Source organism: Trichocoleus sp. DQ-U1 (assembly GCF_039961925.1).
Lineage (GTDB): Bacteria > Cyanobacteriota > Cyanobacteriia > Cyanobacteriales > FACHB-T130 > FACHB-T130.
Genome location: NZ_JAMPKB010000016.1, coordinates 16810 through 29761 on the forward strand (window position 1 = coordinate 16810; position 12952 = coordinate 29761).

A 12952-nucleotide genomic window follows, 5' to 3' on the forward strand; every position below is an offset into this window, starting at 1 on the left:
CATTACCTCTCTACCGCGACTGGTTGCACCTGGGATTCTTGCTGCTGAGGCGGTGACACTTTTTGTCGCCCGAAGCCGCCGAGTAGTTCATTTACCTTCAGTGTTAAGCCAAAATAAACACCACCTTCCGACCGATAACCGCTAAAATCGCGGTCATCTACACTGCCAAAGCTATATCCCAGAGAAGCTCGCAAGTCTGGCGTCACATAATAACCTGCCTCTAGCGCAAAGCCGGTTTCATTAAAATTCGTATCGGGTTGTCCAATCCAACGAGCTTCCCCCGCCACATCCCACCGATATCCCAGCCGGTACATCGTCCGGAACTGTGCCAGAAACACCGTCGAAGAGTTGCTGAAGTTATTCGCTAAATCGGTAGTGCTGTTTCGCATGGCATATTTGCCATAAAATTCCCACCGCCAGGAAGGAGCATAAATCGCCTCCGCAGCGATGATGTGATCTCTGTAACCCGTGCCACTCCCTAGTAGCAACGTCTCTGGGATTGTGGAGGGGTTGCGGCGATATTCATAACTCAACAAACCATTCCACTTGTCAGAATTGGGATTGCGGTAAGCCATGCCCAGCTTGACATTCATGGTGTCTCCCAAGGCGTATAACAACTGGTTAGAAGCACTTGCCTGTTGATAGCGCACCAAAGCAGTCAAGGAGGGAGAGAGTTTACCGGCAGCAGCGCCAGAAATCACGGTGTTACTGCCGCCAGAGCCGGTACGATGCTCGAATCGGGCGGATGCTTGGAAATTGGGATTGTCGGTATATTCCACCCCAACACTGTAAGCGTCGCCGCCGCTGAGTCCTAAGGAGGAAGCACTTTGTCCAGTAGCGTAGGGCTGTTCAAATCGCGGTCCGGCGGCGGTGCGGCTAAACAGGTCGCTAAAGATATGCTCGTAACCCAAATGGACTCGCAATCCAGGGGCAACAACCCAACGGTGGTTTAACCCGACCGCCCCTTGCCCGGTGATGGTGTTGAAGCCGCTGATAATCGAGTAGCGACCTGTAATGGAGGTGTTTTCGCCGAGTTTTTGTTCTACCAGTGTGTCCAGGCTGGTGATGGAATTTCGACCAAAGACTCTAGTGTCTACAAATTGGTGGGCGAGTCGCAAAGCTACCCCTTCCATCACTGCCCAATCCAGCCCAAAGGTAGTACGGTCGGGATAAAGGGCATCGCTGCCGTTTCCCAAGTTCAGTTCATTTTGTGCCCGAAAGGTGAGGGCATCATTTAAAGCAACGTTGAGGCGAGAGACAATTTGGCTGGCGTTGCTATCGAAGGTGTCGCCGATACGGTCGTCACGGGAGCGATTGACGTATTCTAAGCTGAGGTCTGAAGCCCCAAACTTTTGCAGAATTCCGGCGCGAACCGTGGTTAGAGAATTATCGACTTTTTCACCGGGTGTCGGTTGGGGTTGAGGGTTAAAAATATCAAAGAATTCCACCCGTTCTAAGGGTGCCGTACCGAAATTTACCTCGTGGTCGTAGCTAGCAGTCAGCGAAGTGGTTTGGCTAAGCTGGGCAGCAATATTTGCGCCGTATCTCGTTTGACCGGGGGTAAAACTGGTTGTCGCATTATTGGAGAAATTTTCCTCGACAGAACGGTAATAAGCGCGAGCGAGAATGCTTTTAGCGATCGCACCATACGCTTCTAGTCGATAAGCATTGCCGTTCACATCTCCGTTAAAGGGAGAATTATGGGCTGAGCGGGCATATTCCCCAACAATTTGACCGCTATTCCCTAGGGGGAACAGGAAATCCGCACCCAATAGCTCAAAATCCTGCAATCCCTCATCTTGCCGAAAATAGCTACCTCCCACCCAAGCTTGGCGATTCAAGTCCTGTGAGAAGTTATACTGCGCTCGTCCCGCATAAATATTTGTCTCTTCGCTATCAACCCCTTCATGCTGATAAGTGACGACAATTCGCTGCACCTGAGTCACGCCAAACGGGTCAAATCGCGTGGCGAAGATGGGACGGCGGAAAAGGAGCGTCCCCCGGTCGTAATCAATTTCGTAGTCAGGCCCGCGAACGAGAGGTTTGCGCGATGTCACTGTTCCCGGACGATTAATTTCTTCTGTTTCCAGGAAAACACTTTCACTACCAGGGACAAGCAGACGACGGGACAGAAAGTAATAGCCGCTGGTGCCATTGGGAGCAACGGTATCTCGCTGGAATCCTTCGACATCCGGGCTATAGAGGGCAGTGATTTGCAGATTGCCCAGGTTATAGTTGCCCTTGAACCCGTGTAGCTGGCGAGACGTAGCGCTAAATAGCTGGGAGGCGCGGGCGAATTCGGTGGTGTTGTAATCTCCCCACATTACATAGTCTGGTTCGGCACCAAAAACTGGGGAAGTGCGTTCCAGACGGAAATACAGGCTGTCTTTTGAAGGGGTTAGATAATCAACGGTAGAGCTATCGCCATAGACGGGATATTGTTGTTCGCAGAATTGCGGTCCCCGGAACAGGGTGGTGATGCCATCGCAAGTTTGGTTGAGCGGACGAGCGCTATTATATGCCCCCGTGAGCAGCCATTCCCCTACCTTACCCGTAGCGAAAACAGCAGCACTCAAATCGATATTGGTGCCCTCGTCGAGGGTATCCGGATTCAGAAACTCCCGGCGCGGCCCCCAGAAATTTGTTCCTTTAGGACCAATCCGCAGATTCACCACGCCTGAAACCAAGGAAGGGCGCAGATTAGTGATAAATTCTACCTGCGTATAAGTTTCTAGGGTGTTAGCGGAAAGGGTGTTAGCGGATATTTCATCTTGGGTATAAGCGACGGGGTTATCAGTCGGCGGTACTGGCGGGTATTGGGTATTCGAGGGGATGGGATATTGCTGGAGATTGGGAGATAGGGGATTAGCGTTTGGGGATTGGTTAATGGGGGTAGGATGAGCGTCTTTCCCAACCCGAATTCCCTCTAACCGATTCCCCTCTGTAGCAGCTCGAATGCGGACTTTCTGCGCTTCCAAACCCGATTGCAGTTGGGCGGTAAATTGTCCTCCTCTGGCAATCACCTGAAATCCGGCTCGATCTTTGTCCTCGTCAGCACCGACAAACTTACCGGCGCTCGTCGTTAAAGTGACAACTGTATCTTCGCGGATTAATTCGCCTTTCTCATTGGTGATTCTCCCTGCTAGGGGCAATAGCGATCGCCCATCAGCGGGAATCCGAGCATCGCTCACCGGAGCAATTTCTAAGGTTTGGGCAGTTGTCCTTTTTACAGTTAGCTTGACACTTGCCGAGGTGCCGTTATTCGCTTGCACTGTAATTGTGTTCTCTCCCTTCTCTAGAGGGACGTTGTACCAAACCTGAGTGATGATGTTTTGGGCTTCGTCTCGCTCTATCTGGGTGGATGTTTTGGCATCCAGTGGTTTTTTGTTGACGCTGACTTTTACCTGAGCTTGGGTGTGGTACTGGACGACGAGGTTTGTAGAAGCCTCCCCCAATACTCCACTTTCAGGAGTCAGAATCCGAACTTCGGTAGGTGCCAGAGTCCCATCGGAAGTTTGCTGAGAGGTTTGCTGGGCATTTGTTTGAGGGATCGACTGTCTCAGCTCGGTGGCAGTTGGTACGATCGTTGTCGAGTTCTCAGGCGCTGTCCCAACCTGTTCTCGAAGTTCGGGAAGGGGTGGAGCCGTCGGTGCGGTATTTTCAGGCGCTACGAGGCTGGGCGCTGCTGTTGCTGGTTTTGCCGATTCCTCTACCGTTACCGTCTCTACTGAAGGGAGGGGTGAATCCGTCGGTATAGTATTTTGAGCTAAATCTAGAATTTCTGCTGAATCTTGGACGGCGAATTCAGAATTTGTGCCCAAGACTTCTGAATTCTCTGGTGTCCTCTCTAGGGCAGCCGCCTGCTCGATTGCAGGGAGAGTGGTGGAATTTTTAATTGCAAACTCAGAATCTTCTGCGAGTCCACCTTGAGGGGGTGCAGACAGTTCATTTGCCTTTGCGGAGCGAGGAAGTAAGAAATAAAAAGTAAACAGTAAAAAGAACGAGAAATACGCCAAAATCCCATCTTTTGGCGGCTGCTTTTTGCCTTTTGCCTGGTTCATCACTGCTTGCCCTCCCGATAGGTGGGTGTCACCCCGAAATTCATCCGTACTAATCCTCCCGGTTCGAGTTGCACCAGGCGGGACTGACTATTGCGCTCAATAAATTTTTGGTTGGGAGCCAGAGTGTAGCCCGGTAGACTGGTTAAATCCAGCGTGCCGGTGCGGTAGCCAGAGATAACATTGGCAAGTGAGAATAAACCGTTGGCATCGGTCGTGATGCGGTTGCCGTCATCCATAAAAATTACAGCATTGGGCACTCCTGGTTCTCCTGGCTGCTGTTCGCCATCAAAGTTTTTATCGACAAATACTCGCCCAATCAGGGTGCCACAGTCTGACAAAATGCCGGGTCGAATCCGCAACTGATGGCTGGCGATGTTGCTCCTGGTTTCTTGTGCCTGATTTCTCCCGTTACCGCGAATAGCGTCTGGCGTTACCACGGCGGCATAAACCACGTTCAGGGTTTGGTTCGGCTCAAGTTTAGGAAAATTAAAGGTAACTGTCCGGTTGGACGTAGTAGCGGGTTGTATAGTGATTTGGGCAGTACTGGAGCCAGTGGTCAGCGAGGCTTGCAAGGACTCCGGCACATACCGTAAGCCCACAGGTAGGGTGTCTGTAATGCTGATATTGCTGGCAGTGGCTGTGCCGGTATTTTTCAACGCCAAGCGATAAACAACCGTGTCGCCCGGTTCTGCTGCGGCGCGATCGCCTGTTTTGATCAGTTCTAGAGCCGCTTGACCTGCTGTGACTGAAGTTTCATTGGATTTCACGCCTTCTGGGGGGAGATTGTCACCCGCAGCAGAGGCGGTATTCAAGATGTCTATTGCGCTAACGGGCAACGACTGAAAAGCAAAAGCAAACGAACACGTTAGGATAGCTGTTAGACGCAGGTAGGTACGCCCCAACAGAGGTTGCAGGGATTTCATTCTTCAGAGATTAACTAAACAAAACACCCCATTGCTGGACTGTTAGAGAGATAAAGAAATTGTGGTAGTAGACTCCCTGATGCTCCCTGAGGGGTATAGACCCTGATTAGGTGAAACTTACACTACCAGGTTTCTACGATCTACGACAATACCTGTATCTGAGTCTCTTCCGCAAGAGAATTTTTGAAGGAATATTGCTATAGGAATATTTTCTATTTCTGCCTTAATAAAATTTTTATTGCTTTTGGCAGATGAAATTAACTAAAAATTATTAATATTTGTTTTTTGCCTTTGCATTAGCCGGTTCTTGAGCGCGAAATTGTCAATAAATCAGCCAATTTGACTCAAAATATTCAGCTTTCTAGATTTGGGGCAAATTTAATTGGCGTTGCCTCTCTAGACGCGATGTGATGTTGAAGAATCCGTCTGATTGATCGTAATAAAAGAACCCCACTCCTAACCCCTCCCCGCAAGCAGGGAGGGGTTAGGAGCTGTAGGGGATAGCGCAGGGCGGAGGGAAGGGCGTAGGCTCTTAGCCGAGGCGAAGCCATCGCTTTTTGTGAACTAAAATTTACCTTCTAAAGCGGGAATGCAACGTTCGCACAATAGGGGATGCTCGGCAGATTCGCCCACATGAATCGAGTAGTTCCAGCAGCGATCGCATTTTTCCCCGTCTGCTTTCACTACGCCAATCGATAAAGCTTCTGTCTGCGAACTGTATTTTAAGCCTTGCAATGCTTCCGAAGAATCTAGCAGCTCTACTTGGGAGGAGATAAACAAGTATCTCAGCTCATCTACTCGATTACCCAATCCTGAAGACGGAGAATGAGAATGGAAAGCTGAAGTCAAATTCAAGGCTTGCAGTAAAGAGCGGAACTCAGCATTTGGGACATAAAGTAATACCTTGGCTTCCAAAGAAGAGCCAATCATTTTTTCTGCCCTTGCTTGCTCCATCACCTTATTCACCTCAGTGCGGATTTGTCGCAATTGTTGCCAAAATCCTGCCAATTTTGGAGCTTTCCAATGCTCCTCTAACTTCACCCACCCCGATTCAAACACGGATTTGTAGGGTGTGGGATAGGGGAGATATTGCCAAATATCTTCTGCTGTATGACAGAGAACCGGCGCGATCGCGCGCGCTAAATTTTCCAGAGCGATCGCCAAAACTGTCTGACAACTACGGCGACGGAAGCTATCTGGAGCGCTAATATAAAGCCGATCTTTGGCAATATCTAGATAAAAATTGGACAAGTCAACAACGCAGAAATTCTGCACTGTTTGAAAAAAGCGGAAGAACTGGAAACTCTCAAATGCTTGCGTGACTTCCCCGAAGACTTCTGTCATCCGGTGCAACATATAGCGGTCGAGTTCTGGCAGTTGTTCGTAAGGTACTGCATCTTTAGTTGGGTCAAAATCGTGTAGATTTCCTAATAAGAACCGCGCCGTATTGCGAATCTTGTTTCTAACATCTCCCATCTGTTTGAGGATGTTCTTGCTGATGGGGACATCTGAAGAATAATCCACCGAAGAAACCCACAAGCGCAAAACGTCAGCACCGTAGGGTGGCTCTTCTTTTTGATTTTTGCCCCCATTGATGACAATCGAGGGGTCGATGACATTCCCCAGAGATTTACTCATCTTGCGTCCCTGCTCATCCAAGGTAAAGCCGTGGGTCAAGACAGTTTTGTAGGGCGCGATGTCGTTCGTTGCCACACTCGTGAGCAAACTCGATTGGAACCAACCCCGGTGCTGATCGGAGCCTTCTAAATAGATATCTGCTGGATATTCCAATTCTGGCCGCTGTTTCGCTACCGCCGCCCAAGAGGAGCCAGAGTCAAACCAGACATCCATCGTATCCGTGCCTTTGCGGTAGCTGCGACCGTTATGGCGATAACTTTCTGGCAAGAGTTCTTCTACCGACCTTTCCCACCAGACATCCGAACCCTTTTCAGCAATGATTGCCTGGACGTGGGCGATGGTTTCCTCGTTCAGTAGCGGTTCGTTGGTTTCTAGGTCGTAGAAAACGGGAATTGGCACGCCCCAGTTGCGTTGACGGGAGATACACCAATCGGAACGATCCGCGACCATTGCCGTGATCCGATTTTCACCTTGAGCGGGAATCCAGGTCACGGAAGCGATCGCTTTTAGCGCCTCTTCTCTAAATCCCTCCACCGATGCGAACCACTGTTCTGTGGCTCGATAAATGGTCGGCTTTTTCGTGCGCCAGTCGTAAGGATATTTGTGAACGTAGGGTTCCTCTTTCAGTAGCGATCGCGCTTGGCTTAGAGCGTCAATCACTGCCTGATTTCCATCACTCAGGACGTTCAACCCGGCAAACTGCCCTGCTTCTTGCGTGAAGTTGCCATCGGCATCTACTGGCGACAGCAGCGGCAAACCGTAGCGTTGACCAACCTTGTAATCCTCATCCCCATGACCGGGAGCCGTGTGAACTAATCCGGTACCAGAATCGGTGGTGACATAATCGCCCCCAATCACAATCGGACTCTCGCGGTCGAAGAGTGGGTGCTGGTAAGTGCTGTGTTCCAAATCTTTACCCGGTACTGTCGCCTTTACCGTGAGATTCGTCGAGAGCGTCGTTGACAACCGTTCCACCAAATCCGCAGCCACTAACAGGTATTTGGTCGAAATCGGCAGAGAATCTGCCTCCACTTCCACCACTGCGTAAGTCAGTTCTGGATTCAGGCTTACCGCTAGGTTGGCGGGAATCGTCCAAGGCGTCGTCGTCCAAATTGCCACACCGAGATCGGGCAAGAATGGTTGCAATTGCGATCGCACGGCTGGCCCCAGATTCGTCATCTGGAAAGCTGCATAAAGGCTGCGCGAGGTATGAGCTGGGCGACCTTCAGAATCTTCGGGATACTCTAACTCTGCCTCAGCCAGCGCCGTTTTAGAACTAGGACTCCAGTGAACTGGCTTTAAACCGCGATAAATATATCCCTTCAGCACCATCTCACCGAAGACGCCAATTTGAGCGGCTTCGTACTCTGGTTTTAAAGTCAGATACGGATGCTCCCAGTCGCCCCAGACACCGTAACGTTGGAAGCTTTGGCGCTGCTCGTCTACTGTATGAAGCGCAAAATCTCTGGCTTTGTGGCGGAGATCCAGAGGTGTCAGATTTTGCCGCTCTGCTGGCTTCATTTGCTGAAGGACTTTCAACTCAATCGGCAAGCCGTGACAATCCCAACCCGGAACGTAGCGAACTTTGCGCCCTTGCAGGAGCTGGTAGCGGTTGATGATGTCTTTGAGGATTTTATTTAAAGCATGACCAATGTGGAGCGAACCATTGGCATAGGGCGGCCCATCATGCAAAACAAAAATTTCGCCGGGATTGTTCTGCGACAGTCGCTCGTAAATTTGCTGGTCTGCCCAAAATTTTTGCAGTTCCGGTTCCCGCTTAATAGCGTTCGCCCGCATATCAAATTGGGTTTTGGGCAGATTAACGGTGTCTTTGTAGTTCCCTGTTTCTGTCACAGTTTAATGCCGAGAAATGATTGAGTTGCTTTCAATCATTATCGGTTACAAATCGCAATCTCTTCAAGTTGCAGCGGAAAAATGAACCGCAAAGATGCACAGAACACAAAGCAAGAAAATGGAATAAGCAGCGATCGCAATCTAATTTTAGTTGAGAGATACCAGCCCTTGAGATCCCCAACTTCTGTCTGGAAGTCGGGGATCTCGCCTTCACAAAGCGTTAGGACTGCTATCCCTTCCGCTGCTTTCTTGGCACCATACAACGGCTTTGCGGCTCATTCTCCTCCTAACCTTTATTTTCAAGTTGGGTTGGGTGGATTTTCTAACGGCTGATTTGCCTGCTCTGTTCCACTCACCGAGTCACTTGTTTCTTCATGGGCTGGTTCTGGAGGTGAAGCTGGAATATGCTTTTCTTCAGCATCTTCTAGAGCAGCTTCCACCAGTTCGGGGTCGGGAGGGTTCGGACGAATGGGTTCGGGTACGTTTTCTGGGCTAGCCTCCAACTCTGAGGGTGATGATGGTGATGATGGGGAAGTCTCTGGGGCTGTTGTGGCTGTTTCCCCTGTCGTTGCTGCTTCTACAGATGCTGGGGGTTCCAAGTCATCCTTTGAGGGTGATGCTGGGGAAGTCTCTGGTGCAGTTATGGCTGTTTCTCCTGTAGTCGCTTCTACAGATGCTGGGGGTTCCAAGTCATCCAAGTCTGTGTCTTGGACACTTTCACTTTCTTCAGATGGGACGGATATTACTTCCATCTGAGATTCCGGCTTTGAGGGTGCGGGTGGAACGGGTGGTTGATTGAGTAACACCGTTTCATCCTCATCTTCATCTGTCCGGTTATCCAGCACGGTAACACGAGGTTTTCCGGCGTCGGTGGAGGTAGGCGCAGGTGTCGTCTTGGATGCCCCTGTTTGGGTGGTTCCAGTGCCCGATTTGCCCTGAGTCACTTTACTTGCCGTCTGCTGAGCTTTGTCCTTAAAAGTTGCAAATAGACTGGTTATCCGCTGCGGTATGGATAAACTGGTCAGTTTTTCCTGCAATGCTTCGGGACTCGGAATCTCAGTTTGCTGCGCTGCGGGGGTGAGACTGCGTCGTAATGTCAGGGTTTCCCAACCTAACCAACCAACTAGCGCTACGCTAGCGATTTGACCTAGCAACACACCGCCGGTGATGCGTCCAGCACACACCCATAAAACTAGGGCATAGAACAATCCCACCCCACTCCAGATAAAATCACTCTTTCGGTGTACTTCGGGGAAAAAGAAAGCCGCCATGTAAAGGGCGAAGCTACCGACTGCAACAGCGATCGCTAGGATATCTGCCAGCATTTCGTGGATGCTCCAAAACTTGTGTCTATGTTTCAATTCTGCTTGAGATTGTTGACTTAGATACAAATAAAAACTAAATCTGCTGTTTCAATTGTTGATTCTTCGCCGAAGGAGGCTGTACTACTTTTGCGACTCTTAATATCTTCTTTAGGGAAAACTCTCAGGATATCGGGCTACTCTGAAGGAAAAGCAACTGTTCAAAAGCATTGCAGAGTTGAACATTGAATCTTATGACACAGCAGAGCTTTGGTGTGATTGGTTTGGCGGTCATGGGCGAGAACTTGGCGCTGAATGTGGAGCGTAATGGGTTCCCCATTTCCGTCTATAATCGCACTCCAGAAAAAACGGATGCCTTTATGGCTGAGCGAGCGCAGGGCAAAAATGTCTATGCTGCTTATTCCATTGAAGATTTTGTCCAATCCTTAGAACGCCCTCGCAAAATCCTCATTATGGTGAAAGCGGGTGCGCCGGTAGATGCGGTGATTAACCAGCTCAAACCGTTACTGGATGAGGGTGACATCATTATTGATGGTGGCAACTCCTTATTTGACGATACCGCTCGTCGCACCCGCGAATTAGAGCCATCTGGGTTCAGATTTATCGGGATGGGCGTCAGTGGAGGTGAAGAAGGAGCGCTGAATGGCCCTAGTCTGATGCCGGGAGGTACGAAAAGCTCCTATGAGTATCTGGAACCAATTTTGACGAAAATTGCGGCTCAGGTGGATGATGGCCCCTGTGTCACCTACATCGGCCCTGCGGGTGCCGGTCACTACGTCAAGATGGTACACAATGGCATTGAGTACGGCGATATGCAGCTGATTGCAGAGGCATACGACTTGCTCAAGAATGCGTTGGGGCTAGACGCGAACCAACTACACCAAGTATTCGCCGAATGGAATACGACTGATGAACTCAATTCTTATTTGATTGAGATTACAGCTGATATTTTCAATTACCGAGACCCCGACACTCGTCAGCCTCTGGTCGATGTGATTCTCGATGCGGCTGGGCAGAAAGGGACGGGTCGCTGGACGGTGCAGAGTGCGCTGGAGCTGGGGATCGCTATTCCAACGATGACGGCGGCGGTGAATGCCCGGATCATGTCTGCCTTTAAGAAGGAACGGGTGGCTGCTTCGGAGATATTAACGGGTCCTAGTGGCAAGTATGAGGGAGACGCCAAAACCTTCATTAACCAAATCCGTGATGCTCTGTATTGCTCGAAGATTTGCTCTTACGCCCAAGGGATGGCGCTATTGAGTTCGGCGTCGAAGGCTTATTCCTATGACCTGAATTTGAGCGAAACTGCCCGGATTTGGAAGGGTGGTTGCATTATTCGAGCCGGATTCTTGAATAAGATTAAATCTGCTTTCAAGGACAATCCAGAGTTGCCGAATTTGCTCTTGGCTCCTGAGTTTAAGCAGACCATTTTGGATCGCCAGGATGCTTGGCGGGAAGTATTAGCGCAGTCGGCGAAGCTGGGGATTCCAGTTCCGGCATTCAGCGCGTCGCTAGATTACTTCGATAGTTACCGACGCGATCGCTTGCCGCAAAATCTTACCCAAGCTCAGCGCGACTACTTTGGTGCTCATACCTACGAGCGCATTGACAAAGCAGGCTTCTTCCATACCGAGTGGACTCAAGTCGATGAGGAAAGCGTTCAAACCTCTACGCCTGAGCCACTGCAAGCCCAAGACCCTGCGGAAGCTGTACGCACAACGATTACATAAATAGGAGTAGTCGGGCGGGCAATCCCCGCCCGACCGTCGTTGTCGCGATTTCAACAGCTTTTGGCTCCGGACGCCAAAAATTTAGGAAATTTCCAGATGGAGGGTCGTTATTCTTCTGGGTAGACGCTGCGCGATCGCGTCTTTCTCCAGCGTTTTCGGGTGAACATTGAAGGCAACTCCTCAGATCCCCTTTCTCAGACATTCATTACCCAGGTTGTTCTGAATCAAGAACTTGTCTACACGAATTCATGCACAAACTGGATCTGGGGTATTTGCATTCAGCATCCAGGGAGCGGAGAATGGGCGATCGCTATTCTGAGAAACAGTTAGGAATTTGAATTGATGCAAAATCCTTTACAAACGCCTCACAGTGGCTACCAGTGGGACGGCACCAGTCAGCGATTCTTTGAAGGTTGGTACTACCGCGTCACCTTACTAGATTGCGGACATACCTTTGCTTTCATGTACTCCCTCGAAGATCCCCTAGGCAATCAACCCCACAGCGGCGGTGCTGCCCAAATTCTGGGTCCCGAAGATAGTTACCTTTGCCGGACTTTCCCAGATGTCAACAAATTTTGGGCATTGCGGGACGTTTTAGCCTTGGGACACTGGGGCAAAACCGATTTATCCACCAAACCCGCCTACCTCCCTCCAGAGGCTTTTGAGCGTCACGTTCAGGATGGCTATCAAGCCACCGCTACTTGGCATCAGGGAGCTTTACACGATCCGGGCACGGGTTCTCAAGCGCGTTGGCAGTATGAGATTAAACCTGTATATGGATGGGGAAATCTAAATCAGCCACAACAATCAACAGCCGGATGGTTGTCTTCTTTCCCGATTTTTGAACCGGGATGGCAAATTTTGATGGCTCACGGGCTGGCAACTGGCTGGATTGAGTGGAATGGAAAACGCTACGACTTCACCAACGCCCCTGCCTACGGTGAAAAAAACTGGGGGCGCTCTTTTCCTCAAAAATGGTTCTGGCTGAATTGCAATGGTTTTGATGAGTCTCCAGATATCGCCTTAACGGCTGGTGGAGGCAGACGCGGGGTGCTGTGGTGGATGGAATCAGTAGCGATGATTGGCTTGCACTATCAAGGCAAATTTTATGAATTTGTACCCTGGAACTCGAAAGTAAGTTGGAATATCGAGCCTTGGGGCAGCTGGCAAATGCAAGCCCATAACTCCGAGTTTGAAGTTGAGTTAACCGCTACTACAAATTTACCGGGGACTCTCCTGCGTGCCCCCACGGAAAAGGGTTTAATCTTTTGTTGTCGCGACACGATGAACGGTCAAGTTGACCTGGAACTGCGCCAACGGGGTGACAAATCTAAAATCATCCTGAAAGCTGGCAGTTCTCTATGTGGATTGGAAACAGGCGGTGGCCCTTGGGAAGAAACCTGGCGGTCTACTTAAATTCAACT

The 12952-nt window shown here is 50.1% G+C and carries 7 protein-coding genes; 2 read left to right on the forward strand and 5 right to left on the reverse strand.

Annotated elements, in window-relative coordinates:
- Positions 1-2: 2 nt before the first annotated feature.
- The 4 genes from NDI34_RS09080 to NDI34_RS09095 all read right to left on the reverse strand — a co-directional run bounded on the left by NDI34_RS09080 (position 3) and on the right by NDI34_RS09095 (position 9801).
- A complete protein-coding gene (locus NDI34_RS09080; RefSeq protein WP_348232477.1) occupies positions 3-4061 on the reverse strand; it encodes a hypothetical protein in 4059 nt (1352 codons plus the stop codon).
- Positions 4061-4984, reverse strand: coding sequence for an isopeptide-forming domain-containing fimbrial protein (locus tag NDI34_RS09085; protein ID WP_190524680.1), 924 nt, complete (start codon positions 4982-4984; stop codon positions 4061-4063). Before NDI34_RS09085 ends, NDI34_RS09080 begins: the two co-directional genes overlap by 1 nt.
- Positions 4985-5548: 564 nt before the next feature.
- On the reverse strand, positions 5549-8476 hold the full coding sequence (ileS, locus tag NDI34_RS09090; RefSeq protein WP_348232478.1) for an isoleucine--tRNA ligase: 2928 nt from the start codon (positions 8474-8476) through the stop codon (positions 5549-5551).
- A 299-nt stretch (positions 8477-8775) separates the two neighbouring features.
- Positions 8776-9801 carry a Ycf66 family protein gene (locus tag NDI34_RS09095; protein ID WP_348232479.1) on the reverse strand — a complete coding sequence of 342 codons (1026 nt, stop codon included), beginning with the start codon at positions 9799-9801 and terminating at the stop codon, positions 8776-8778.
- A gap of 230 nt (positions 9802-10031) precedes the next feature.
- On the opposite strand from NDI34_RS09095, the gene gndA reads away from it, so the two are divergent.
- Positions 10032-11528: an NADP-dependent phosphogluconate dehydrogenase gene (gene gndA, locus NDI34_RS09100; protein ID WP_190668479.1), complete on the forward strand. Its 1497-nt coding sequence runs from the start codon at positions 10032-10034 to the stop codon at positions 11526-11528.
- On the opposite strand, the gene NDI34_RS09105 is transcribed toward gndA, so the two are convergent.
- Positions 11521-11730, reverse strand: coding sequence for a hypothetical protein (locus NDI34_RS09105; RefSeq protein WP_190986214.1), 210 nt, complete (start codon positions 11728-11730; stop codon positions 11521-11523). The genes gndA and NDI34_RS09105 overlap by 8 nt on opposite strands.
- 140 nt (positions 11731-11870) lie before the next feature.
- Here NDI34_RS09105 and NDI34_RS09110 point away from each other — a divergent pair, with 140 nt between their 5' ends.
- Complete coding sequence (locus NDI34_RS09110; RefSeq protein ID WP_348232480.1) at positions 11871-12944, forward strand: tocopherol cyclase family protein; 1074 nt, start codon at positions 11871-11873, stop codon at positions 12942-12944.
- Positions 12945-12952 lie beyond the last annotated feature (8 nt).